Here is a 23,263-nt window from a genome sequence, read left to right as displayed (position 1 = left end):
GCGCCGTTTGGCGGGGCCGCTTTTCTTGACGCTGGGATGAGGGGGAAAACTCTCCGCCCGTACATCGACCGCATCGCGGTCGATGTACTTCGGTCCAGGCCGTGCCTGGTCCGGGTCCAGGGGTGGACAACCCCTGGTGGGGCCTGGGGTGAAACCCCAGCGCTACGCCGCCACGTTCTCGTGGATCCAGTCGATGATGCTCTTCAGCGGCGTCCCTGGGGTGAAGACCCCTCGTACGCCCGCGTCTTTGAGCCGGCTGATGTCGTCGTCCGGGATGATCCCGCCGCCGAAGACCACGATGTCCTCGGCGCCGTGTTTCTTCAGGGCCTCGATCACCGCGGGGAACAGCGTGTTGTGGGCGCCGGACATGATCGACAGGCCCACCGCGTCCACGTCCTCCTGGACGGCGGCGCTGGCGATCATGTCGGGCGTCTGGTGCAGGCCTGTGTAGATGACCTCGAAGCCCGCGTCTCGCAGCGCGCGCGCGACGACCTTGGCGCCGCGATCGTGCCCATCGAGGCCGGGCTTGGCGACGAGGATGCGGATCTTTCGTTCGGTCATGGCGATTCGATACCGTCCTCTCTTCAGGAAATCAAAGGGGTTTGACGGGAAGCGCGCTCATTGCGCGGCGAAAACGAAGGGGATGTTCACCGGGGTCGTGCCCCCGGAGGCCGGGAATTTCCAGCCCTTGATACGGGCGGCGATGCAGCTCGACAAGCCTGGGTAATCCTTCTCCGCGCCGCTCGCGCTCACCATTTGCACGGCGCCGGAGGGGGCGATGGAGATCGTGGCCGACACGCGCGCCGAGCCGCCCATGCCCTTCGTGGCGTCGAGCGCCGGTTGCCAGCAGCGTCGCTTGACGAGCGGGCGGTTCGCCTCGACCACGCCGCTGATCTCGCCCGCCGAGAGTTGCCCCGTGCCCGCCGCCTGCGCGCCCGCCGCGGGGCCGTTGCTCGGGCCGGCCACGTTCGGGCCCGAGAAGCCGGACATGTCGATCGGGGCGGCCGGCGCGCCCGTCTTCGCGGCCTGGGGCCAGGGGCCGCCGAGGGGCCGGCCCGTGGCGCCGGGCTTGGGGGCCTCGGCCGGGTCGGGGGCGGCGGCGGTGGCCTCGAGGGTGGGGCCGGCCGAGGGTGAAGGCGCGGCCGGGGCGGCGGTGGCGGAGGCCGTGACGTAGACGATCTGCGGCTGCGGGGCGGGGCGAAGGAGGAGGAAGGCGGCGACCCCGCCGAAGACGGCGCCCGCCGCGATGAGGGCGAGGGCGGCGGGGTGGAGGGAGCCCTTCTTGCGGCGCCCGAGGAGGGCGTCCTCGTCGATGTCGTCGTCCGGGAGGGGCGGGGAGACGATCGGGGGCGGCGGGGGCGGCTCCGGGGCCGGCGCGGGGGCCGGGCGGACGAGGGTGGCGGCGGCGTCACTTGTCGTCGTCGGGCCGGGGGAGGCCTGGGGCGTGGGCGCGAAGGGGTCGCGCAGGGCAAAAGGGTCTTCGAGGACGTCGAGCGGCACCTGGGCAAGCGCGGGCGGCGCCGGGGCAACGAGCTCCGGCACCTGGGCAAGCGCGGGCGACGCCGGGGCAGCGATTTCCGGCGCCGGGGCAAGCGCGGGCGACGCCGGGGCAACGAGTTCCGGCGCCGGGGCAAGCGCGGGCGGCGCCGGGGCAACGATTTCCGGCACCGGGGCAGCGATTTCCGGCGCCGGGGCAAGCGCGGGCGGCGCCGGGGCAGCGATTTCTGGCACCTGGGCAAGCGCGGGCGGCGCCGGGGCAGGCCCGCCGGGCGTCACGAAGGGCCTCGGCACCGCCGGGGCAGCGATCGGACGCGGCGCGGCGGGCCGCGGGGGCAGCGGCACGGCGGGGCGCGGCGGCACGAAGCTCACGTGCCCACACGACGCGCACGTCACGCGGCCCGTCGCGCCGGCGGCGAGAGGCGTCTTGCACTTCTGGCAGGTGAGGTTCATCGACGAGCCCAGGCGCGGAAGGCTCGGGAGTCTACTCGACTCGGCGCGCTCGCGAAACTTCCGCGCTACAGGAGCCCGACCAGGATCTCCTTGATCTGCTGCCGCGTCGGCTCGTCGGGCGCCTGCCGCAGCGCCCGCTCCCAGACCTCGACCGCTTTGTTCCGGAAGCCGGCCTTCTGGTAGAGCACCGCCAGGTTCTTCAGCGCCGGAAAGTGCCGGTCGTTGATGCGCAGCGCCGTCTCGAGCTCGCTGATCGCGTCGTAGATCTGGCCCCGCTTGCCGAGCAGGAGCCCGAGGTGGAAGTGCAGGCGATACGCCAGCGGGTCGATCTTCGTCCCCTCGCGCAAGAAGCCGATCGCCTCGTCGAACTTGCCCGCCTGGTAGGCCGCGATGCCCGCCGAGAGCTTCTTCTCCGCCTCCGCCGAGATCCGCTCCGGATCCTGCGGCGCCGCCTTGCCTTGCCCCTGCTCGATCGCGCGCTCGAGCGCGTCGATCACGTCCGTCACCCGGAACGGCTTCTCGACGTACGCGTCGACCTTGTAACTCGCCTTGAGGTCCTCCGCGAAGCGCCAGCCCCGGTACACGGCCGAGACGATCACGATCGGGATGTGGCCGTAACGCTCCGATCCCTTGAGCTGCCGCGCGATGTCGAACCCGTGCAGCTCGCCCGGGAGCATCGCGTCGAGCACGATCGCGTCCGGCACGTCTTCCTTGAGGATCCGAAGCGCCGCCTCGCCACGATCGGCCTCGAGCACGCGGTAACCACGTTGCTCGAGGACCAGTCGCAGGATGTTGCGGATCTCGACCTCGTCGTCGACCACGAGCACCGTTCGCTCGCCCGGCTGGCGCGGCGGACGAAGCGCGCCCGGGCCCGCGATGACCGAGAGATCACGCGGCGCCTTGCCGAAGTCCGCGTCGCTGATGTCGGTGTCCGCCGCCGCGCGTTGCATGGCGTCGTCGACGATCGCGCCGATCTGGTTGCGCGTGATGACGCGCTTCGGCGGCGCGATCGCCGCCTTGCGACGCACCTCCGGCGGGCAGGTCGGGCCGACGTAGTGCGACTCGCCCCGCTCGTTCATCTCGTAGACGACCGGGATGATCTTCGCGAGCTGCGCGGCGAGCGCGACGTACGGGAAGACGCGTTTGCCCGTGGCGAACTCGATCTCGTCGATGATCTTGCGGTTCGTCGGCGTCGCCATCGCGAGGTGGACCTTGTCGTCCCGCACGAGCACCGGCAGGAGCTTGTGCTGCATCGCCACCTGGCGCGGCACGATCTCGAGGTCCGAGAGCTTCAAGCAGACCTGATCGAGGTCGACGCCCGGCACGCCGTTTTGCTCGCTGAGCGCCTTCAAGGCGGCGACCTTGCTGATGGCCCCGGACTCGGCCAGCCGCGAAGCGAGCGGGACCGGAGAGCCCTGGCCCGCTTCGAGCGCGCGCTCGAGCTCCACCTCGGAGAGCGCCCGTTGCTGGACCAAGATCTTTCCGATCGGCTTTTTGTTAGGAATTTCCACGCCGTCCCGCGCCTCGCTCCCCACCGTATCCGAGGGGCAAATTCCGGGCAAGATGCGCACACGGTAGGCGCTGGTACGGGGCTCGCTCGGGCGGCTGGGGGTGCGGTTCGATGCCCTGCTGAAGCGCCATTTCAAGGGGGTCGTGGCCCTCTTGCTCCTGACCGCGGCCTATTTCCAGGCGAAGGGCCTGGCCTATCTGGTAGGCGCGGCGTGGATCGAAGCGGCCCCGGTGACGAGCCTGCCGAAGCCGGAGATCCCCACGAGTCAGGAAGAAACGCCGCCACGGCCGAAGGGCGACGTGATCCTGTCGCGGAACCCCTTCGACTCGTTCACCGGCCCGCTCGTCCCCCCGGAGGACGACGGGCAACCCACGCCGGAGATGACGAACCCGATGGCCGATCCGCCGTGCGGGTTCGGGGCGGTGACGCTCGTCGTGTGGTCGGAGGAGGATCCCGACTGGTCGTTCGCGGCGATCGCAGGGCCCGAGGGGGTGCGGCTGCACCGCCGAGGCGACGTGATCGGCGGTTTCCAGGTGGCGCACGTGGGGCCGGATCGGATCTGGCTGACGCGCGAGGGGCGGTTCTGCCAGATCGAGGTGCACGACCTCGAGCGGAAGAAGGCCGCGCCGCCGCCAAACGGGCCGAGGATGGAGCCGCCGCGCGGAGGGCCGCAGACGGCGCCGCCGGCCAAGCCCGGGAAGCGGCCCAAAGGTCGGCTGCCGCCGCACATCGCCGAGCGGATCCGGCAGACAGGGCCGACGTCGTACGACATCGACCGCACGGTGGTGGACGAGATCCTGACGAACCAGGCGGAGTACCTGCAGAAGGTGCGCGTGGTGCCGGCGCGGCAGGGCGACGAGACGACGGGCATGCGGATCATGGGCGTGCGCAAAGGCACGGCGCTCGACGCGATCGGCCTGAAGCACGGCGATCAGCTCCAGAAGATCAACGGGTTCGAGATGACGAACGCGCAGAGCGCGCTCGAGGCCTACTCGCGGCTGATGTCGGCCAGCCAGATCCGCGTGGAGGTGATGCGCAGAGGGCGGCCGACGACGCTGGAGCTGAACATCAAGTAGCCGCCTGGCTCCCGGCCTCGAGCCCCGCGAGCCAGTCCCGCGCGAACGCCTCGTACCGCCCCGCCAGGATCGCCTCCCGCGCCTCACGCACGAGCGTGCCGTAGAGGTGCAGGTTGTGCGCGGTGAAGAGGCGCAAGACGAGGATCTCGCCCGCGAGGAAGAGGTGCCTGAGGTAGGCGCGCGAGTAACCGGCGGCGCAGGTCGGGCAGGTGCAGGTGGGGTCGAGCGGCGAGGGATCGGTCCGGTAACGCGCCTGCTTGATGACGACCTTGCCCGTGCGCGTGAGGGCCTGGCCGTTGCGGGCGTTGCGCGTGGGCAAGACGCAGTCGAACATGTCGACGCCCGCGCCGATGGCGCGCACGAGGTCGTACGGCGTGCCCACGCCCATGAGGTAACGCGGCCGCTCCGGATCGAGCGTGGGCGCGACCTCGACGAGGACCTCGTGCATGCGCTGGATCGGCTCGCCGACGGAGAAGCCGCCGAGCGCGAGGCCGTCGAAGGGCATGGCGGCGAGCTCCTCGGCGTGGGCCTTGCGGAGGGCCGGGTCGGTGCCGCCTTGCACGATGCCGAAGACGGCTTGATCGGCCCGCTTGGCGGCGAGGCAGCGGCGGGCCCAGCGCGTGGTGCGGGCGCAGGCAGCCTCGAAGTCGGCGCGCGAGGCGTCGCCGGGCGGGCAGATGTCGAGCTGCATGGCGATGTCAGCGCCGATCTTCCCTTGCACCTGCATCGCGACCTCGGGCGTGAGGACCTTCTTCGAGCCGTCGAGGTGCGAGCGGAAGACGAAGCCGTCCTCGTCCGTCTTGCGCCGGTCGGCGAGGGAGAAGGCCTGAAAGCCGCCGGAGTCCGTGAGCATGGCGTGTGGCCACTTCGTGAAGCCGTGCAGGCCCCCGAGCTCCGCCACGACGTCGGGGCCGGGCCGCAGCCAGAGGTGATACGTGTTGCCGAGGACGATACGCGCGCCCGTGGCGGCGACCTCGTCGGGGCTCATCGTCTTCACGCTGCCCTGCGTGCCGACGGGCATGAACGTCGGCGTCTCGACCTCACCGTGCGGCGTGGTCAGGAGCCCCGCGCGCGCCGCGCCGCTCGTGGCGAGGGTGCGGAAGGCATATCCGGGCGTGGTCGGCCCGCTCATCGGCTTCTCCTCAGCAGCATCGCGTCGCCGTACGAATAAAACCGGTACTTCTCCTCGATCGCGACGCGGTAACTCTCGAGGACACGCGCGTGGCCCGCGAAGGCGCTCACGAGCGCGAGCAACGTCGACTCCGGCAGGTGGAAATTCGTCAGCAGCCGATCGACCACGCGGAAGCGATAACCCGGCTGGATCAAGAGCCGGGTCTCGCCCTCGCGCGGGAGCACGTGCCCGTCACGCTCGGGGTCCGCGGCGCTCTCCAGGGCGCGCACGCTGGTCGTCCCGATCGCCACGATCTCCCGACCTTCCCGGCGCGCGTGGGCCACGGCCTCGGCTGTCTCGGGCGGCACGCGATAGGCCTCGGCGTGCATGGGGTGATCATCGAGATCGGCGGCTGTCACCGGCTGGAACGTGCCTAAACCGACGTGCAGCGTGACCCGCGCGAGTGATATGCCGCGCGCGCGGGAACGCTCGATCAGCGCCTCGGTCAGGTGCAAGCCGGCCGTCGGCGCGGCGACGGCGCCGGGCTCGCGCGCGTAGACGGTCTGATACCGCGCGCGATCGGTCGCGTCGTCGTCGCGACGGATGTACGGCGGGAGCGGGACGTGGCCGGCGGCCTCGATGGCATCGGGGACGGAGAGGCCGCTGCGGGGCGAGAAGAGGACGACGTCGAAGAGTCCTTCGGGATCGCGGCCGAGGGCACGCGCCACGAGCGGCACGGGGCCTTCGATCAGGATCTCGGCGCCTTCGCGCAGGGGCTTCGAGGCGCGGCCGAGGGCGCGCCATCGCTCGGCGGGCAGGCGCTCGCCGTCGACATCGACGTGTGTCTCCGCGATCTTGCGGACGAGGAAGACCTCGACCTTGCCGCCGCTCTGGGCCTTGCGGCCGAGGAGGCGCGCGGGCAGGACGCGGGTGTCGTTGACGATGAGCAGCGCGCCTTCGGGCAAGCGCTCGGGGAGGTCACGGATGAAGGCGTGTTCGAGGCGGCCCGGCTCGGCGTCGACGACGAGCAGGCGCGCGCTCTCACGATCCGGCGACGGATGCGCGGCGATGAGCTCGGGCGGTAGGTCGTAGGCGAGGAGGTCGCGGCGCACGCGCGGCTGTTAGCACGCGGCTTGCGCTGCCGCCGTCGGCGTCTTGGCTTGCAAGAGGCGGCTCAGCTCGGCGAGTGGGTAGGGCTTGGGGATGAAGCCGGCGGCGCCGCAGTCGGCGCGCTCCATCTGCCGCGACGAGAGGTGGTAGGCGCTCGCGAGGTAGACGCGCACGTTCGGGAACATGCGGCGGATCTGGCGCACGAGGTCGAGGCCACTCATGCCTGGAAGCATCAGGTCGACCATCGCCACGTCGACGGACTTCTCGGCGAGCAGCCGCAGCGCCTCCTCCCCCGAGCCGGCGCCGACCACCTCGAACCCTTCGAGCCGGAGCCCGATGGACAGCGTCTTGCGTTGATTCTCCTCGTCATCGACGATCAACACGCGCGGCATGGGACGAGACCCCTTCGGAGACGACGCCGACACGAAAGCGCTCGGGTTCGTCTTTGCCGTTTTTCGAAGCAACACGCGTTCCATCGGCGGATCCCGGGGAAAACCCCCGGTCTTCGACGCCGCATCGCATCATCCGGGGCAGATCGATTTCGCCACGAACATTGCATGTCGGAACGATGACGCCCCGATCACGTTGCAGATCTGCAACGCGACGATGACGGAATCCGAGGGTCGGGACGGGTTCAGAGGGTGTTCCACAGGCGCCGCGCAGCAGCCTGTGGAATACCCTCTGTCAGGCGGGGGGGTACGTGATCGCGAGGCGCGTCATCTTGCGCCAGAGCGTGGTGGCGCTGATGCCGAGCACCTCGGCGGCGCGCTCGCGGCTGCCGTCACACTCGCGCAGCGCCGCCTCGATGGCTTGACGCTCGGCCGAGTCGACCACGTCGGCGAGGGCCCGGCCGCCGCTGCTCGCCGCGGCCGCCTTCTGCGAGGGGCCCGGCGGAAGGCCGAGGTCGTCGATCGTGATGACGCCGCCGCCCGAGAGCGCCACGGCTTGCTCGACGAGGTTCTCGAGCTCGCGGATGTTGCCGGGGAACTCGTAGCTCGACACCGCCTCGAGCACGCCCTCGCCCACGCGCGCCTTCGTGCTCATCTTGCGGTTGTACTTGTCGAGGAAGAACTCGAAGAGGACCGGGATGTCCTCGCGGCGCTCGCGCAAGGGCGGCAGGATGAAGCGCGCCACGTTGAGGCGGTAGTAGAGGTCCTGCCGGAAGCGACGCTCGGCGACGGAGACCATGAGGTCCTGGTTCGTCGCGGCGATGATACGCACGTCGACGCGGATCGGCTTGTTCTCGCCGACGCGCCGGATCTCGTTCTCCTGGATCGCGCGGAGCAGCTTCGCCTGGAAGGTCAGCGGCGTCTCGGCGATCTCGTCGAAGAAAAACGTGCCGCCGTCGGCCTCCTCGAAGAGGCCCTTGCGCGCCGAGACCGCGCCCGTGAAGGAGCCACGCGCGTGGCCGAAGAGCTCGCTCTCGAGCAACGTCTCGCTGATCGCGGCGCAGTTGACCGGGACGAACGGGCGATCGGCGCGCTTCGAGTTCGCGTGGATCGCCTTCGCGACGAGCTCCTTGCCCGTGCCGCTCTCGCCCGTGATGAGCACCGTCGCGTCCGTCGGCGCCACGCGCACGATACGCGCGAGCACCTCGCGGACCGCGTGCGAGCGGCCGATGATGTTCTCGAACTTGTAGCGCTCGCGGAACTCGGTCGCGAAGAGCGAGACCTGGCCCGTGAGCCTGCGGTTCGCGATCGCGCGCTCGACCTTCACGAGCAGCTCCTGCTCCGTGAAGGGCTTCTGGATGTAGTCGAAGGCGCCGAGGCGCATGGCCTCGACCGCGCTCTCGATCGTGCCGTACGCGGTCATCACGATGACCTCGGTCATCGCGTGAGTCTCCTTGACCGCGCGCAGGACGCCGATGCCGTCGTTGCCGCCCATGCGCAGGTCGGTGAGCACGAGGTCGTATGCGCCCTTCGAGCCGCGGTCTGCGCCTTCTTTGCCGTCGCTCGCCTCGTCGACTTCGTAGCCCGCGCTTCGCAACATCATCGCGAGCGTCGTGCGCATGTTGCGCTGATCATCGACGACGAGAATCTTCGCCATGGGTTCCCCCGGCCTCCGTCTGGGGGCCTTTGTCTACGATACATGGGAGATGCAGTCGCGCGTGCAGCCGGGAGGCGCCCGCGCGACCCTATCTTCGCCATGATTGGCCCGCTCGTCAGCCCTAGCCGTTCGCGAGCTGCCGCGAAAGGTAAAGCGGCTCGCCGAGCTTCTGAAGGAGGTCGAGCTGGGTCTCCAGCCAATCGATGTGCTCCTCCTCGCCGGCGAGGATGGTCCTCAGCAATGCCTCGCTCTGGTGATCGGCCTTCTCACGGCAGAGCTGGATGGAGCTGTTGAGGCGCGCGACGGCCGCATACTCGAGGTCGAGGTCGCTCCGGAACTGCTCCGGCACGGTCTGGCCGACGTTCAGCTTGTCGAGGCGCTGCAGGTTCGGCAGCCCTTCGAGGAAGAGGATCCGCGTCATGATCGCCTCGGCGTGACGCATCTCGTCGATCGACTCGGTACGGCTGCGCGCGGCGAGCGCCAGATATCCCCAGTTCTCGCACATCTTGGCGTGCATGAAATACTGGTTGATCGCGACGAGCTCGGCGGCGAGCACCTCGTTCAGCGCGTGGATGACGTCTCTGTCGCCCTTCATGAAAGACCTCTAGCGGCAAAGGTTGCGGCGCCGACGATACGGTCGCCCGGTGTCCGCCTAGCACGCTATCGGAAAAAAGGGCAGGTCCGTGAGGGTATTCGACAGAAAAGAATACCCTTCACGCGACGAACGTCGTCGCGCGCACATACGCTGGAGATGTCGAAAACCACTATCGAAAACGAACGAATCTCAGGCCGCCGAAGAGGCCGAACGCAGCACCCGGAGCCGACGAACTCCGCAGGTCAAGCCGGAATCACCCTCCGTCGAGATCGGGCATTCCCCCTCGACCATGGCGACCACCGTCGACCGACACGAGCCGCACCGCGTGCCAGCCCGCGTCTTCTCCATGACCTCGTGGGCTGTCTGAGCACCAGCGCCCACGAGATCCAGGATGTCCTGCTCCGAAACCGCCTCACAGATGCAGACGTACATAGGTGCTGATCCGACCGTCCGGCGTCCTGTTGATGTTGAGAATAGCTTTCAACATCTCGAGGGTCAATACCGGAAGCATGGATCGGCCGTCTGTTCGAGGCGGACAGGCGCTCACATGGCGAGGCCGCCGTCGACGTCGATGGTGCGGCCGTTGAAGTACTCGCACTCGATGACGAAACGAACGGCGAGCCAGAGGTCCTCGGGCACGCCGATGCGGCCGACGGGGATCGCCGCGACGAGGGCTTCCTTGGCCTTCGGGTTCATGCCCTGGGTCATGGGCGTCTCGACCATGCCAGGCGCGACGCAGCCGACGCGGATGCCAAACGGCGCGAACTCGAGGGCCCAGGTCTTGGTGTTGGTGGCGAGCGCGGACTTCGCGGCGCTGTAGTTCGACTGGCCGCGGTTGCCGTGGCGGGCGATCGAGCTGATGTTGACGATGACGCCCTTCTCGCCGCTCGTGGCCATCTTGGCGACGACGTCGCGGACCATGAAGGTCGCGCCCGTGAGGTTCACGTCGATGACGGACTGCCACTGCGCCGCGGAGAGCTTGGTGATCGCGCCGGTCGTGCGGTCCTTCTTCACGAGAAGGCCGTCGCGCAGGATGCCGGCGTTGTTGACGAGGCCGTTCAGGCCGCCCATGGCCTCGTGCGCGAAGTCGACGAAGGCAGAGACCTCGGCCTCGTTCGAGACGTCGAGCTTCTTCGTGTGGATCTTGCCGCGGAGGTCCTTGGCCTCGGCTTCGAGCGAGGCGAGCGCGGCCTCGTTCACGTCGCCCGCGACCACCTGTCCGCCGGCCTCCGCGAGGCGATAAGCGTAGTGACGGCCGAGGCCCGAGGCGCCGCCGGTGACGATGAACTTGGTGTCTTCGAGTCGCATGGTCTCCTCCAGATGACGAGGGCGCGCGCCCTCGGATGCGGGTGATACACGCGCGGGTGGGGATCGGGAAGGCCACGCTTGCGCCGCTCGGGTGCAGTGTTATTTCCCGAGCCATGCTTCGCCGCGTGCTGCTCGTCTCGTGTTTGGCCCTCGGCTCCGTGGCTGCATGCAACCGCGACGTGCCCGTCCCGGCCTCGTCCGATCCAGAGGGGAAGGACCTGGTGACGGGCGCCGTCGTCGCCGCCGCCGAGTCGAGCGGAGGGGTCCGGCTCTACAAGATCGTCCACGTGGACGACTACCCCGAGCCCGCGGGGCCCGAGTACCACATGATCGTCTACGAGCCGAAGGCGCCGACGTTCCAGGACGCGGCGAACATGTGGAAATACAAGCGCAACGAGGTGACGGTGAAGCTCGACCACATCTTCGTGCGGCTCGTGAACTTCGGCAAACGCGACCACCGGGTGCTCTTCGTCGAGCCGGTGACGGACGAAGAGAAGGCGCCGTACCTGAAGGCGCGGCGCTAGCGCGTTCGTGAGGCGATCGCCTCGCCGAGCGACTGGATGGCCTGCGCATGCAGGCGGCTCGCCCAGCTCTTGCTGATGCCGAGCTCCGCGGCGATCTCGTCGAAGTCTTCACCCTGGTAGTAGTGCCGCTCGACGAGCTTGCGTTCGCGCTCGGGGAGCGCGCCGATGGCGTGCCGCAGCGCATGCGCCATCTCGGCGCGCGAGGTGTGCTCCTCGGGCGAGCTCGAGGCCGCGACGAGGCCGAGCGCGAGGGCGGCGGCGTGCGCTTCGAGGAGGCGATCGAGCGCGGAGACGTGGTCGTCCTCGGAGAAGCCCGGCTCGTCCGGAGCGGAGGCGAGCTCGAGGGAGAGGCGCTCGGCGCCGAGCAGGCCGGTGGCGCGGGCGAGGGCCCGGCGAGAACGACGCTCCCGCTTGATGCCGTCGAGGATGGCCCAGCGGACCTTCCGCGCGACGTAGGTGGCGAGGGTGGCGCGGCTCGGGTCGAAGGTGCTCACCGCTTCGAGCAAGGCCTCGTGCGCGTAGGCGCGCATGTCCTCGAACGGGACCGAGTCGCCGAGCCTGCGCGCCATCCAGCGGACGACTTGCTCGAGCACCGGCTTGCCCTCCTGGTAGTAGCGCTCGACCTCGGGGTTTCCGCCGAACGAAGCGCCGCCGCGAACGTTCACTCGCCGGCCCCGGATCCCGATCGACACGAGCCGTTCGCCACGCGGCGAACCGTGGGCGCTCCGTCGGTCTCGTGCGTCTCGTCGAGAACCCCCACGAACGCCTCCCCGCTCTGCTCGACGTGCCTCGGCGCGGCCCGGCGGAGGAGGCGCGCCGCGTGTTCGTCGGTCGCGAGCCGCTCGGCGAGCTCGTCGCGGAGAAAGTCGACGTCCGCGCTGGGGAGGAGGTCGCGGTACGGGGCGACGGCAGCGTCGATGCGCGCCGCGACCCAGGGGTCGGCGAGGAGGGGGTGCATCGGTAGGGACAAACCTAGCACCCGCTGGAACGAGAAAACAAGGGGAAAGTGAGGGGCGGAGGTTCGCTGGGACGAACCAGGTTTTTCCGTGGGGTTTTTCCGCGGAGGCGACGCTCGACCCCTCCCCTCTCACCTCTCATCTCACTGCGGCGGATTCTCCCCGTTGAGGCACTCGTCGAAGCCCTTCACGGTCTTCGCGGCCATCGCGCACTCGAGCCGCTTGCGCTCGGCCACCTTGCCGACGAGGCTCTCGATGCAGCCGTTCGCCCACGGCTCGCCCATCTTCCCGACCACCGCGTCGATGTTCGTGATCGCCTGCTCGCGTTGCTTGGCCGTGAGCCGCTTGTCGAGCGCGACGATCTGATCGGCGCGTTGCACCACGACGTACTGCTTGCCGAGCTCGATGCAGTCCCGCTCGGTGAGCGTGTAGTCGTCCGCGGCGCCGTCGCCCGTCACCTTCTTCGCGCCGTGCGACAGGGGCTTCGGCTCAGGCTCCGCCGCGTCGCTCGACGTGTCGCTCGGAGCCGCGCTCGACTCGCTCGGCTCGGTGTCCGGGACAGCGTCGCTCCCGCTCGTGGCGTCGTCCGGCGGCGGGGTCGCGCCGCCGCAGCCGAGGGCCGCGAGCGAGAGGAACGTGGCGGACGTCAGCGCGGTGAGCGTGGAGTGCAGGGAGCGGCCGTTCATGGACGGAGAAGCGTACGCCCGCTCCTTTTGGACTGTCCATCCTCGCCGGTACGTCGGTGCACGGATCGAGGTCGCTCGCCTCCGGATCGTGGTTGGCAAAGCGTGTGCAGGCAGGTCGCACGGGGCGGAAACCAATGCGATCGTTCTGGGTTTACATCCTGCTCGTGGTGGGCGCAGTGCTCCTGCTCGGCTCGCTCGAAGGGAGCGAGGAGCGAATTCCTTACGCTCGGTTCCGGGACATGGCCGAGCAAGGCGTGCTCACCGAGGTGCAGATCAAAGGGGATACGTACATCGGGCGCACGGCGCCGAACGCGCCCGTCGGCACGTCGCAGACGTTCCGGACCGGGCGCATCGAAGGCGCCGAGACCGCCCTGCTCGCGACGCTCGACGCGAAGGACGTCCCGTACACGCGGGTCTCCGACGGCGGGCCGTCGATGTCGATGATGCTGCTCTGGGCGTTGCCGCTCCTCGGCGTGCTCCTGCTCGTGAGCTCGATGTCGCGCAAGGCGCCGACGCCGAACATCACGAACCCCGCGCTGAACTTCGGCAAACACAAGGCGCGGCTCTACGTGGACAAGGGCGCGCCGGTGACCTTCCGCGACGTGGCCGGCAGCCACGAGGCGAAGGCAGAGCTCACCGAGATCGTCGAGTTCCTCAAGTCTCCCGAGCGTTATCGCAGGCTCGGCGGGCGGATCCCGAAGGGCGTCTTGCTCGTCGGCCCACCCGGGACGGGCAAGACGTTGCTCGCGCGGGCCGTGGCCGGCGAGGCGAACGTGCCCTTCTTCAGCATCTGCGGCTCGGAGTTCGTGGAGATGTTCGTCGGCGTGGGCGCGGCGCGCGTGCGCGACCTGTTCACGCAGGCGCGCGAAAAGCCGGCCGCGATCCTGTTCGTCGACGAGCTCGACGCGGTCGGAAAGGCGCGCGGCGCGGCCGGGCCGATCGGCGGCAACGACGAGCGCGAGCAGACGCTGAACCAGCTCCTCACGGAGATGGACGGCTTCGACGGCGCGACGGGGCTCGTGGTGATCGCCGCGACGAACCGGCCCGAGATCCTCGACCCGGCGCTCACGCGTGCAGGCCGCTTCGATCGGCGCGTCTACGTCGATCGGCCGGATCTACGCGAGCGGCGCGAGATCCTGGAGGTGCACGCGCGCCGGGTGCTGCTCGGCCCGGACGTGAACCTCGACGACATGGCCGCGCAGACGACGGGGCTCGTGGGCGCGGACCTCGCGAACCTCCTGAACGAGGCGGCGCTGCTCGCGGCGCGCAGGCACGCGACGTCCGTGAGCAGGGCGGACCTCGACGAGGCCATCGAGCGGGTGATCGCGGGCCTCGAGCGCAAGAGCCGGCGGCTCGGCGCGCACGAGCGCGTGGTCGTTGCGTATCACGAGGCGGGGCACGCGATCGCGGCGGAGCTCTTGCCGACGCAGGATCCGGTGCGGAAGGTGTCGATCGTGCCGCGCGGGGTGGGCGCGCTCGGCTACACGCTGCAGAAGCCGCGCGAGGATCGGTACCTGATGAGCCGGCAGGAGATCCTCGATCGGCTCGTCGTGCTGCTCGGCGGTCGCGTGGCGGAGCAGCGGACGTTCGGCGACGCCTCGACGGGCGCGCAGGACGACCTCGTGAACGCGACGGACATCGCGCGGCGCATGGTGCGCGAGCTCGGCATGGGCGGCGCTGCCGGGCTGGGGCTCGCGTCGTTCGATCCACGGCGGAGCGTGACGTTCGAGCGCGGCGGCTACGACTACAGCGAGGAGACGGCGCGCGTGGTCGACGCGGAGGTGGGGCGGCTGCTCGCCGAGGCGGAGGCGCGGACGAAGGCGCTGATCAACGAGCACTACGAGGGGCTCGATCGCATCGCGCGGAGGCTGCTCGATGTGGAGACGCTGACGGGCGAAGACGTGCGGGCGCTCTTGCACGCGCCGGCCGAGAAGCCGAAGGTCGCGGAGGCCGAGGGCGTCGACGTGACGGTCGAGGAGGCGCCGGCGAGCGAGGCGAGGCCGCGGGCGGCTTGTGTGGGGAGCAAGTAGGGAGGATCAGGGCTCGCCGGGCGTGGGGTCCTCTCCGCCCGGCGGCTCGTTCGCTACGGAAGAGGGCCCGTCAAAGGGCGCAATGAAAGCCAGGAGCTTGCGGAGCGCCTTCTTGTGTGCGTCCGTCGGCGCCTCCGTCTCGCAGAGCTCGCCTTCGATCAGTTCGTACCGCGGTTCTTCTCCGGACACGGGTCAACCTCTACGCGCTCAAGACACGTAACGCCTGCCAACCGGTATCGGGGTCGGTGCCGAACACATCGATCCGGGCGCGGAATCGCCAGAAGTGCTTTGTGTACTTCCCGTCGTACGTCGGCTGGACGTTCGTGGGCAACCGGAAGCGCCCGACGACCTTGCGAGCCGGCACGTTCATGCGCCGGAGGATACCAGACGGCAGAGGCATCGCCGCATGGCTCGCGGCGGCGGCCGAAGGGTTACCTTGTTCGCGAGCCTCGAGCTTTCGGGGCGGCGGAAGGGTGGAGAACTTCCCGTTCGCTAAACTTTGCGGACCAGGGAAGGGTGGAAGGCTTCCCGTTCGCTAAACTTTGCGGACCAGGGAAGGGTGGAAGGCTTCCCGTTCGCTAAACTTTGCGGACCAGGGAAGGGTGGAGAGCTTCCCGCGCCCGAAAGGTTGGGGCGGCGGAAGGGTGAAGGTCGGCGCGAGGCTCAGGGCTTGCCGGCGGCCGGGTCACGTCAGGGATCGGATCGCCCGGGGGCGAGGGACGCGACGCGCTCGTCGAGGACGGCGAGATACCGGAAGCGGAGGGTCTCGTCCGTGAGCGCGGAGCTCGCGACGACGGAGCGCGCGTGCGTGAGCTGCGCGAGGACCCCGTCGAGCAGGGTCGTCGCTTCGGGGCGCGGAATGTGGGCGTGGAGCTCGGCGAACGTGAGCCAGTTGCGCCTCGTGACCTTGTTCTTCTTGCCCTGGATGGGCAACGCGAGGTCGTGGTCGCCGTAGATCCACGTGGAGACGAGGTCGTACGCGGGGGAGAGGGCGAAGGATCCGTCGTCCTCTTCGACGATGGACAGGTTCTTCAGGTGCAGGTCGCCATTGCCGACGAGATAAGAAAACAGCATTTGCACGAAGAGCGTGCGCATGCCGGCGGCGGTGTCCTGCGTGAATCGAAGCACGAGCTTCGCGCATTTCTCGGCGCTGCTCTCGTACTTGTCGCCCGAGCGTAAGCCGGCGAGGGAGCAGAAGTCCTCCTGGATACGCTTCCGGGGAGGTTCGCCGTTGATGCGATCGAAGCGGCGGACGATGTACGCCATGCTGTCGTCGGCGAGGCGGACGAGGGCATTGGGGGGCACGGGGAGGCCGACGCGGCGCGCGAGGGCCATGGTGAGGTGCTCGTTGGCCGGGAGGAACGGATAGGCCTGGACGTCGGGCTTGACGATGTAGCGGCCGCCGGCGTCGGCGAGCTCGAGGGCGCCGCGGTCTTCGCTGAGCCGGGCCTGGGCTTTGGGCTGGACGCCGGAGATGGAGAACTTGCCGATGGAGCGCTCGACGACGTCAGGTACGTCGGCGCGACCGAAGGAGATCCGAGGCGCGGAGGGGGTGCCGAAGAGGGCTTCGAGGCAAGCGGGGTGATACGGCTCGGCCGGCGGCTCGGGCGCGTCGGGGCCGAGGCAGGCGAGGCAGGTGCTCACGTGAGCTCCTCGTCGTCGGGCTCGGGGACGATCTCGACGGCGCCGATGCAATCGCGGCAGGTGGCGAGGAGGAGGCCAAAGAGGTCCTGGCCGGAGGTGCCGAGGGTTTTGCGGGCGAGGTGGAGGAGCCAGCCTTCGGGGAGGAGGTTCTCGAAGAAGGGGTGGAGGCCTTCGCTTTCGTAGGGGAGGCGGCGGAGAGGGAGGGAGGGGGCGATGGCTTTGGCGTCGGGGCGGTCGAGGTAATCGGGGTCGTAGGTGAATCGGGAGCCGGTGGGGGTCTCCTCGATGATGCCGGCGCGCTGTCCGCGGAGGGAGACGATGCCGCGGCGGGGGCGACCGACGCGGAGGAGGGCGCGGCGGGCGTCGAGGAGGGCGAGGACATGGGCGGCGTCGGCGCGAACCTGGTCGGATTGGGCAGAGGTGGCGAGGTGGTGGAGGGTTTCAAGGTCGCGGATTTGGCGGGCGGCGAAACAGCGCCGGTCTTCGTTCGCCGCGGAATGGGCGAGCTCGCGGAGGGTGGCTTCGCCGAGGGGGTCGCCGATGCGGCGGAGTTGGATTGCGGCCGGGAGGCGGACTTCTTCGGGTGCGGCGGGGGTGACGAGCTCGCGGAGTTGTGACTGGGCGGCGCGTCTTCGCTCCGGGTCCTCTGCCGCGCCTTCCAAGGCGTCCGTCGCTGCGTTGAAACGAGCCCAATGGTCCGACGGCGGGGTTTCCTCGTACGTACCCGGATAAGCAGCTCTGGCCGCAGCAGCCTCGGCCGCGTCGACATGCTGCTCCCACCACCAGGCCATGTGTTCGAAGTCGCTAGGTCCAACATCCGTTGGGTCCTGCAACAAGCGACGGAGGGTGGACCGCGCTATTTCGCTCGCCGCAGCCCCATCTCTCTTCGATGCATCGAGCAGTGCGTACAGAGCCAGGTCCGCAAAATTCTCGTCACGCCCCCGCACAAAGCGCTCGAGTTGGTCGAAGGCTTCCGGATCGTCATGACCATGGGCCAGGGCCATTGCGGCAGTCAGCCGAAGACGGCTGTGCGAGGAGCGGAACCAGGACGTCAGCGTCTCGTAGAGAAAGGGATCGTCCACTTCCGTGCGAGCAATGAAAGCGCGAATGGTCGGAGGGACCTTGTCCGAGCTCTCCGCCCTCTCGATCAGCCATCGAAGCATCGTCGAACGCCGCTCTGGGACACTGGCTAGAAGAATCGCGCCGTCGATTTGCGCCGTATCGTCGTGAAAGCTCCGCCAGGAGTCCTCGATCCATCGCGCGGCCTCGGGAACACCGTCTTGCAGCAGCACCTCTCCCACGGCCAACGCGACGCGTTCGCTTTTTCGTTCGGCTGCACGATAGAGTCGTGCGGCATCGTCAGGCGCGAGATCCTGCCCTGACAGTACCTCCTCGGTGGCAGCCTGGATGGCCTCGGGAGATTCGCTCCGTTCGACGATACGGTCGAGAAGCTCGCGGCGCTCTTTTAGCGGGGTGGTCGCGAGAGCCATCCGATAGCTGGACCCGCTGCGGTGCCCTAGGAAATCGAAGCCAAATTCCCCGAGGGCCCACTCCCGGAGAATCGAAGCCGCGGGCCATTGTTCCCCAACCTGCCGCAATGCTTCGGTGATAGCAGCCGTGCCGCCGAGTGGGTAGTTGACTCTGGCTTCGCAGCACCGCCGCAGGAGCTCCGTCAGACGCGAGGCGAAGGAGCGCAGAGGTTCTTGATCGAGACCTCGATACACCTCCGCCAGTACCCGAACGGCAAAAGCGATGAAATTCGCATACGTCGTCTCCTGAAGCTCCAGTCGTCGCAAGACGGCCTGCAACATTGGGATGACCTCATGGGGCTCCTCCTCCCCGATCGCCCCGAGCACCATGGCAAGGCACTCGCGCCATGCATCCGAGCGCCAGCATGTCTGCACGAGCTCGGCGACGAGCTCGCGGCCCTCCTCGGTCGCGAACCCCTCGTGGAGCTCCTCCGCCGCCAGATAATCCAGAAACCCCCGATGCACGAATCCATAAGCACCCGCCCCCCAGGAGACGAGCACACCGTTCCGATGCTGGAGCTTCTCCAGAAACCGTCGCGCCGTCCGCTTCGCCACGATCTCGCGTTCGCCGAGCTCCTCCCGGCAAAACGCGACCGTGAACCGTCTTAGATCCTCCTCAGCGAGGACGTTCCCGCTCCCTCCTTCGATGTCCAGCATCATCCAAAGCGCGAGTTTCGACAGAAACCGCGTCGTCAAGGCGAAATCGAATCGGGCCAGGTCGCTGCTCTCCGGCTCGTCCCCCTTGCCGGCCTCCCACTCCTCCACGAGCAGCTCGACGAGCCGTCCAAGCAGATCCCTTCGCCGCTCCGGGACCTCACCGCGGAGCGAGAGGAGCGCGGTCATCGTGAGGACGAGCGGCGTACGACACATCTCCGCGAGCGCCGGGCTCTGGCGGATTGCGTGAAGGAGCCGCTCGCGCCGCGCCTCGGGCATGGGCAAAGCCGCGAGGAGCTTCTTCACGTGCGCAGCGTCGAACGCGCGCAGGCGATACGACGGCACTTCGCACCGCGACAGCTCCGTCCGCACATCCTCGGCCCCCACCTCACGACTCGTGATGAGCCCTCGCCCATCGTATCGCTGCCGCACGCCGCCGATCATCGCTGCGCACCGCTTGCGCTCCTCGGCGTCCACCACCTCGTCGAGCCCGTCGAAGATCCAGAGGAGCCGCCGCGCCTCCGCGAGCTCTCGCAAGCGATCCGACCGCAGCGCGTCGATCGACAGCTCCGCGTTCTCGGCTTCCAGGTAATCGAAGAAGTCGTACGCGCGCCCCTTGTGGACCCGCATGTGTTGCGCGAAGCGGCGCATCTCGATCCGCACCGGGACGAACCGGGCCATGCCCTCCGGCAAGGTCTCCCCGGCCTCACAGAGCTTCAACATGAGCCAGCTCGTGAGCGCCGACTTGCCGGAGCCAGGCCCGCCCAGGACGAGCATCCACGGCTTCCGCGGGTCGAACAGCACCGCGTCCGCGTCCTCGGGATACCCCTCTTCCCAGGGCGCTTCCTGCTCCTTCTCCTCGTACGTGGCCTTGGCTTCCGGCGCCTTCGGACGTTGCGTCAACGCCGCCACCTGCGGCACCACGAAGAGACTCAGCAGATCGACCGAAGCACGTCGGAGGAGGCCCGATTGCTCCGCGAAGTGGCGCCCGCGATACGTGGCCGTGATCCGACGTCGATACTGCTCGACCGCATCCGCCATCGCGTCGCGTGCCGGCTCGCTCGCCGGCGCCTCGGCGAACGCAGCCGTCGCCCGCGCGAGGTGCGGCACTGGATAAATGATGCGCCACGCCTGGCCCGCAGGATCGCCGCGTGTATCGCCGATCCAATCTCCCTGTCCAGGATCATGGCGGCGCAGGCCGACCTCGATCGAATCGCGGGACAGTTGCAGGATCTGAAACTGATTGCCCACCTCCGCAGGCCGCTCAGCGCGATCGACACCAGCGCTGCCTATCCCGATGACGGGCACGGGCGTCGCGCCGAGGTGGCCGAACCACCGTTGCTTGTCGTCGTGGGTATGGCCGTGCAGCAGCAAGTCGAGGTGCGGCGCGAGCTTCTTCTCGATCGCCTCCGCATCGACGATCCCGTCGTGTCCCCCGGATCGGGTGGGATCATGATGCACGAGGCCGATCCTCAGATACCCCTTCTCGCCAAGAGGACGAAGCTCCTCGACGAACGCCCGGATCTGCGCCTCCCCAATCTCGCCGCGATGATCCTCGTCCCGATGGCTGTCGGCGATGGTGGAGTTGAGCCCCGCGACGACGACGCCGAGATCGGGATACTCGAACAGCGACCAGGGCTCCCGCTCGGTGAAGCCGATCCCAGCATGCCCAGCATAAAGCTGCGTGAAGAAGTCAGCGTAAGGCTTGTACTTGGGCCAGTAGGGTTTTTCGGGATCGCGGCCATACACCTCGCATTCATCGAAGTAGGCGCGCGACAACTTCCGACTGATGTCGTGGTTGCCCGGGATCAGCACGAAGCGCCGCACATCGAGCGCGAGGGAACGAGCGAGCTCGCGAACGAAGAGCGCGACCTCCTCGAACTCGCGCGGCAAGCCCCACTCGGCCAGATCGCCGGACAGAAGGACCAGATCAGGTCGGACGTGCTCCTCGTCGCGGAGACGGGCGAGGTTTTGCGCGAGCCGGTCGACGAGCGAGCCAGGAGAGCCGCCCGCAGGGAAGCCGTGCGCACGACCGAACTGGAGGTCCGAAAGATGGAGGAGCGTGAGCCGTTTGCCTTCCGGCATGATCTCGTGGGCGAAGCTACCATCCGCGCCCCGATCTTTCTAGACGCGGGTCGCTCCTTCTCCCTCGCACCGCCCGGGCCGGCTGCTACGCGCTGAGCACCCGCAACGCATGCCATCCCGTATCCGGGTCGGTCCCGAAGACGTCGAGCCGGGCGCGGAATCGCCAGTGATGTTTCGTGTACTTCCCCTCGTACGTCGGCTGCACGTTCGTGGGCAAACGGAAGCGCCCGTCGAACTTCTTCTCTTCGCCGGCGTTCAGCGACAAACCCGGGCAAATGGTGATGGTCGCCTCGAAGGTCTTCGCGGTGTTGACCGTGGGGCCGGGCTTGGGAGGCGGAGGGCGGCCGGGCTTCGCCGTCACGCTCTGCGTAAAATCTTCAATGACGTTGCCCATGTTCGCGTGCCTCGGCAGATCGATGACCTCGAGCGCCTCGATCTCCAGCACGAGCGCGCGCGCCTCGAGCTTCGAAGGGCCACTCTTGACCGCGACGTGAACCTTCACGTCCTCCCCAGGTCGGACCACAGCCCTGTCAACTGCAATCGACAGATGCGCGGAGCTGCCCGTCACTCGGTCGACCGCGTTCCGCACCGAATCCCACACACTCATGGCCAGCCCACTCCCACGCTCGGACCAACCGAACGTTCGTGAGCACGCTACCACCGACGCCCCACTCTCCTCCAGAACTTCACGTTCCAGACGGTGAGCGAGCGCCATGTGCGCACATGGAATTGTCGCCTTGTCAAGGACAATGACGCGCAAGGCGCGTTTTCACCGGATCCACCGAAACACCCTCTCCCAATCGAACCCTTCTCCCCGGAAGATCACCCCGAGCACCTGCCCTCGCACGAGCGCGCTCGGCACCGTGCCCATGACGCGGCTGTCGAGCGACGCGGGGCGGTTGTCGCCCATCACGAAGAGGTGATCGGCGGGCACCACCGCCGGGCCGAAGTCCTCGAAGTCACGACCTCCGGACTCGTGCGCGCGCGGGCCGAGGTGCTCGAGGAACCGGCCGTCCGGCAGGCGCTCGATGCGCTGCGGACGCCCGTCGATGTAGAGGATCCCTCGCTTCACCGCCACGGTTTGTCCGGCCGTGGCGACGACGCGCTTGACCAGCGGGATCGCGCCGCCGCGTGGATCCGCGAAGACCACGACGTCCCCCGGGCGCGGGCTCTTGTGGTGGAAGAGCCAGGCCTCGGTGAAGGGGATACGCAGGCCGTAGGCGGCCTTCACCACGAAGATGCGATCCCCGGGCTCGATCGTCGGCCACATCGAGCCCGTGGGCACGTGGTACTGGTCGGCGAGCGAGGCGCGCGCCGCCGTCAGCACCACGACGAGGGCGAGGATCTTGCACGCCCGCTTGAACAGGATCGCGAAGAGGCGCTTGCGTCGCGAGGCGACGGGCGCTTCTGCTTCCTCTTCGGGGAGCGTCAGGGAAGGCTCGAACGAGGCCATCGCGTGCTGCTCGGTAGCATCACGGTCGAGGCCGATCCAGCCTGCGCGCATGACGAACGCGAAGGCCCCCGATGCGCGGCTCACGCTTTGTGGATCGATTTCGCTTTATCCGGTCTCGCTCGGCGCGGCGATGCACCTCGCGGGTTACCGCGCGCTCGGCTTGCCGTTCACGTACGTGCCGTTCCGCGTGACGGACCTCGGCGGCGCGATCACGGGCATGCGCGCGCTCGGGATCCGCGGGCTCGGCGTGTCGATGCCGTACAAGCAGGAGATCATGCCGCTGCTCGACGAGATCGATCCCCTGGCCGCGCGGATCGGCGCGGTGAACACGGTCGTGCAGGAGGACGGGCGCCTGCGCGGGTACAACACCGACTGCGTGGGCGCGGTGCGGGCGCTCGAGGAGCTCGGTCCCGTGAAGGGCGCGCGCGCGCTCGTGCTCGGGGCGGGCGGCGCCGGGCGCGCCGTGGCGCACGGGCTCGCGGACGCAGGGGCCGCGGTGGTCGTCGCGAACCGTAGCCTCGACAAGGCCGAGGCGCTCGCCGCCGAGGTCGGTGGAAGCGCGCGAGGCGCGGACGAGGCGAAGCACGCGGCGAGGTACGACGTCGTCGTGAACGCGACGTCGGTGGGCATGGGTGAGATCGCCGCCGAAAGCGCTGGTCAACGCTTGGGGGCTCCGCTCCGACAAGCGGAGCTGCGCCCCCAAACCCCCGTGCCCGAGGACGCGATGCGCCCGGGGCTCGTGGTGATGGACATCGTGTACAAGCCGATCGAGACGGCGCTCGTGCGCGCGGCGAGCCGGCGCGGCGCGCGCGTGATCCACGGCGGGCGTATGCTCTTGCACCAGGCGGCGCGGCAGTTCGAGCTCTACACGGGCGAGCGAGCGCCGCTCGACGCGATGGACGCGGCGCTGCGGGAGCAGATCGCGCGGCTCGGCTGAGTTTGTTTGCAGACCGTCGCGGCCCTCCGGCATGCTCCGCGCCGTGGATCGCCCGGTCC

General features: G+C 68.9%; 23 protein-coding genes. 4 read left to right on the top strand and 19 right to left on the bottom strand.

Features of this window, described 5'->3' with window-relative positions; genetic code table 11:
- Window positions 1-162 precede the first annotated feature (162 nt).
- The 3 genes from GF068_RS29245 to GF068_RS29235 all read right to left on the bottom strand — a co-directional run bounded on the left by GF068_RS29245 (window position 163) and on the right by GF068_RS29235 (window position 3,425).
- Window positions 163-561: a cobalamin B12-binding domain-containing protein gene (locus tag GF068_RS29245; protein WP_153822769.1), complete on the bottom strand. Its 399-nt coding sequence runs from the start codon at window positions 559-561 to the stop codon at window positions 163-165.
- A 57-nt stretch (window positions 562-618) separates the two neighbouring features.
- Window positions 619-1,950 (bottom strand): AgmX/PglI C-terminal domain-containing protein, encoded by a 1,332-nt coding sequence (locus GF068_RS46505; RefSeq protein ID WP_153822768.1) that lies wholly within the window; start codon window positions 1,948-1,950, stop codon window positions 619-621.
- Between the two features lie 65 nt (window positions 1,951-2,015).
- A complete protein-coding gene (locus GF068_RS29235; protein ID WP_240807534.1) occupies window positions 2,016-3,425 on the bottom strand; it encodes a response regulator in 1,410 nt (469 codons plus the stop codon).
- Window positions 3,426-3,561: 136 nt separating this feature from the next.
- Between GF068_RS29235 and gspC the strand changes: the two genes are divergently transcribed.
- Window positions 3,562-4,536 (top strand): type II secretion system protein GspC, encoded by a 975-nt coding sequence (gene gspC, locus GF068_RS46500; RefSeq protein ID WP_153822767.1) that lies wholly within the window; start codon window positions 3,562-3,564, stop codon window positions 4,534-4,536.
- Here gspC and tgt read toward each other — a convergent pair.
- From tgt to GF068_RS29195, 7 genes are all read right to left on the bottom strand, one after another.
- Window positions 4,529-5,668 (bottom strand): tRNA guanosine(34) transglycosylase Tgt, encoded by a 1,140-nt coding sequence (tgt, locus tag GF068_RS29225; RefSeq protein ID WP_153822766.1) that lies wholly within the window; start codon window positions 5,666-5,668, stop codon window positions 4,529-4,531. The two genes, gspC and tgt, sit on opposite strands and share 8 nt — an antisense overlap.
- Entirely contained in the window at window positions 5,665-6,759 is a 1,095-nt protein-coding gene (queA, locus tag GF068_RS29220; protein ID WP_338046619.1) for a tRNA preQ1(34) S-adenosylmethionine ribosyltransferase-isomerase QueA, read from the bottom strand. The genes tgt and queA overlap by 4 nt, the downstream gene beginning before the upstream one ends.
- A 9-nt stretch (window positions 6,760-6,768) precedes the next feature.
- The gene (locus tag GF068_RS29215; protein ID WP_153822765.1) at window positions 6,769-7,149 is read right to left on the bottom strand and encodes a response regulator; all 381 of its coding nucleotides are present in this window, start codon (window positions 7,147-7,149) and stop codon (window positions 6,769-6,771) included.
- A 292-nt stretch (window positions 7,150-7,441) separates the two neighbouring features.
- Entirely contained in the window at window positions 7,442-8,803 is a 1,362-nt protein-coding gene (locus GF068_RS29210) for a sigma-54-dependent transcriptional regulator (protein WP_153822764.1), read from the bottom strand.
- A gap of 121 nt (window positions 8,804-8,924) precedes the next feature.
- Entirely contained in the window at window positions 8,925-9,398 is a 474-nt protein-coding gene (bfr, locus tag GF068_RS29205) for a bacterioferritin (RefSeq protein ID WP_153822763.1), read from the bottom strand.
- 189 nt (window positions 9,399-9,587) lie between these two features.
- The gene (locus tag GF068_RS47425) at window positions 9,588-9,830 is read right to left on the bottom strand and encodes a (2Fe-2S)-binding protein (protein WP_153822762.1); all 243 of its coding nucleotides are present in this window, start codon (window positions 9,828-9,830) and stop codon (window positions 9,588-9,590) included.
- 111 nt (window positions 9,831-9,941) lie between these two features.
- Window positions 9,942-10,706 carry an SDR family NAD(P)-dependent oxidoreductase gene (locus tag GF068_RS29195; protein WP_153822761.1) on the bottom strand — a complete coding sequence of 255 codons (765 nt, stop codon included), beginning with the start codon at window positions 10,704-10,706 and terminating at the stop codon, window positions 9,942-9,944.
- A gap of 113 nt (window positions 10,707-10,819) precedes the next feature.
- Here GF068_RS29195 and GF068_RS29190 point away from each other — a divergent pair, with 113 nt between their 5' ends.
- Window positions 10,820-11,230 carry a hypothetical protein gene (locus GF068_RS29190; protein WP_153822760.1) on the top strand — a complete coding sequence of 137 codons (411 nt, stop codon included), beginning with the start codon at window positions 10,820-10,822 and terminating at the stop codon, window positions 11,228-11,230.
- On the opposite strand, the gene GF068_RS29185 is transcribed toward GF068_RS29190, so the two are convergent.
- The 3 genes from GF068_RS29185 to GF068_RS29175 form a co-directional block, all read right to left on the bottom strand.
- Entirely contained in the window at window positions 11,227-11,895 is a 669-nt protein-coding gene (locus GF068_RS29185) for a sigma-70 family RNA polymerase sigma factor (RefSeq protein ID WP_338046618.1), read from the bottom strand. The two genes, GF068_RS29190 and GF068_RS29185, sit on opposite strands and share 4 nt — an antisense overlap.
- Window positions 11,892-12,188, bottom strand: a complete 297-nt coding sequence (locus GF068_RS29180; protein ID WP_206079579.1) for a hypothetical protein — start codon at window positions 12,186-12,188, stop codon at window positions 11,892-11,894. The genes GF068_RS29185 and GF068_RS29180 overlap by 4 nt, the downstream gene beginning before the upstream one ends.
- Window positions 12,189-12,329: 141 nt before the next feature.
- Window positions 12,330-12,872: a hypothetical protein gene (locus GF068_RS29175; protein ID WP_153822759.1), complete on the bottom strand. Its 543-nt coding sequence runs from the start codon at window positions 12,870-12,872 to the stop codon at window positions 12,330-12,332.
- 134 nt (window positions 12,873-13,006) lie between these two features.
- Between GF068_RS29175 and ftsH the strand changes: the two genes are divergently transcribed.
- Window positions 13,007-14,902, top strand: a complete 1,896-nt coding sequence (gene ftsH, locus GF068_RS29170; protein WP_153822758.1) for an ATP-dependent zinc metalloprotease FtsH — start codon at window positions 13,007-13,009, stop codon at window positions 14,900-14,902.
- Window positions 14,903-14,908: 6 nt separating this feature from the next.
- Here the strand turns inward: ftsH and GF068_RS29165 are convergent, their stop codons facing one another.
- The 6 genes from GF068_RS29165 to lepB all read right to left on the bottom strand — a co-directional run bounded on the left by GF068_RS29165 (window position 14,909) and on the right by lepB (window position 22,351).
- Complete coding sequence (locus GF068_RS29165; protein WP_153822757.1) at window positions 14,909-15,091, bottom strand: hypothetical protein; 183 nt, start codon at window positions 15,089-15,091, stop codon at window positions 14,909-14,911.
- Window positions 15,092-15,101: 10 nt separating this feature from the next.
- Entirely contained in the window at window positions 15,102-15,272 is a 171-nt protein-coding gene (locus GF068_RS29160) for a hypothetical protein (RefSeq protein WP_153822756.1), read from the bottom strand.
- A gap of 320 nt (window positions 15,273-15,592) precedes the next feature.
- The gene (locus GF068_RS29155; protein WP_153822755.1) at window positions 15,593-16,546 is read right to left on the bottom strand and encodes a HipA domain-containing protein; all 954 of its coding nucleotides are present in this window, start codon (window positions 16,544-16,546) and stop codon (window positions 15,593-15,595) included.
- Window positions 16,543-20,814 (bottom strand): HipA N-terminal domain-containing protein, encoded by a 4,272-nt coding sequence (locus tag GF068_RS29150; protein WP_153822754.1) that lies wholly within the window; start codon window positions 20,812-20,814, stop codon window positions 16,543-16,545. Before GF068_RS29150 ends, GF068_RS29155 begins: the two co-directional genes overlap by 4 nt.
- Window positions 20,815-20,899: 85 nt before the next feature.
- The gene (locus tag GF068_RS29145) at window positions 20,900-21,316 is read right to left on the bottom strand and encodes a hypothetical protein (RefSeq protein ID WP_153822753.1); all 417 of its coding nucleotides are present in this window, start codon (window positions 21,314-21,316) and stop codon (window positions 20,900-20,902) included.
- 267 nt (window positions 21,317-21,583) lie between these two features.
- Window positions 21,584-22,351, bottom strand: coding sequence for a signal peptidase I (lepB, locus tag GF068_RS29140; protein WP_338046617.1), 768 nt, complete (start codon window positions 22,349-22,351; stop codon window positions 21,584-21,586).
- On the opposite strand from lepB, the gene GF068_RS29135 reads away from it, so the two are divergent.
- Window positions 22,317-23,204, top strand: coding sequence for a shikimate dehydrogenase family protein (locus GF068_RS29135; protein WP_240807530.1), 888 nt, complete (start codon window positions 22,317-22,319; stop codon window positions 23,202-23,204). The genes lepB and GF068_RS29135 overlap by 35 nt on opposite strands.
- Window positions 23,205-23,263 lie beyond the last annotated feature (59 nt).

It is taken from the genome of Polyangium spumosum (assembly GCF_009649845.1).
Lineage (GTDB): Bacteria > Myxococcota_A > Polyangia > Polyangiales > Polyangiaceae > Polyangium > Polyangium spumosum.
The sequence above is the reverse complement of the archived record's forward strand: the minus strand, read 5'-3'. Positions and strand labels throughout refer to the sequence as shown.

Bases quoted from the DNA above. Each gene is read 5' to 3' on its own strand.
- GF068_RS29245 (WP_153822769.1), bottom strand. From the start codon at position 561: ATGACCGAACGAAAGATCCGCATCCTCGTCGCCAAGCCCGGCCTCGAT.
- GF068_RS29175 (WP_153822759.1), bottom strand. From the start codon at position 12,872: ATGAACGGCCGCTCCCTGCACTCCACGCTCACCGCGCTGACGTCCGCC.
- GF068_RS29160 (WP_153822756.1), bottom strand. From the start codon at position 15,272: ATGAACGTGCCGGCTCGCAAGGTCGTCGGGCGCTTCCGGTTGCCCACG.
- GF068_RS29150 (WP_153822754.1), bottom strand. From the start codon at position 20,814: ATGCCGGAAGGCAAACGGCTCACGCTCCTCCATCTTTCGGACCTCCAG.
- GF068_RS29210 (WP_153822764.1), bottom strand. From the start codon at position 8,803: ATGGCGAAGATTCTCGTCGTCGATGATCAGCGCAACATGCGCACGACG.
- bfr (WP_153822763.1), bottom strand. From the start codon at position 9,398: ATGAAGGGCGACAGAGACGTCATCCACGCGCTGAACGAGGTGCTCGCC.
- tgt (WP_153822766.1), bottom strand. From the start codon at position 5,668: ATGAGCGGGCCGACCACGCCCGGATATGCCTTCCGCACCCTCGCCACG.
- GF068_RS29135 (WP_240807530.1), top strand. From the start codon at position 22,317: ATGACGAACGCGAAGGCCCCCGATGCGCGGCTCACGCTTTGTGGATCG.
- GF068_RS29190 (WP_153822760.1), top strand. From the start codon at position 10,820: ATGCTTCGCCGCGTGCTGCTCGTCTCGTGTTTGGCCCTCGGCTCCGTG.
- GF068_RS29195 (WP_153822761.1), bottom strand. From the start codon at position 10,706: ATGCGACTCGAAGACACCAAGTTCATCGTCACCGGCGGCGCCTCGGGC.
- GF068_RS29215 (WP_153822765.1), bottom strand. From the start codon at position 7,149: ATGCCGCGCGTGTTGATCGTCGATGACGAGGAGAATCAACGCAAGACG.
- GF068_RS29180 (WP_206079579.1), bottom strand. From the start codon at position 12,188: ATGCACCCCCTCCTCGCCGACCCCTGGGTCGCGGCGCGCATCGACGCT.
- ftsH (WP_153822758.1), top strand. From the start codon at position 13,007: ATGCGATCGTTCTGGGTTTACATCCTGCTCGTGGTGGGCGCAGTGCTC.
- GF068_RS47425 (WP_153822762.1), bottom strand. From the start codon at position 9,830: ATGTACGTCTGCATCTGTGAGGCGGTTTCGGAGCAGGACATCCTGGAT.
- GF068_RS46505 (WP_153822768.1), bottom strand. From the start codon at position 1,950: ATGAACCTCACCTGCCAGAAGTGCAAGACGCCTCTCGCCGCCGGCGCG.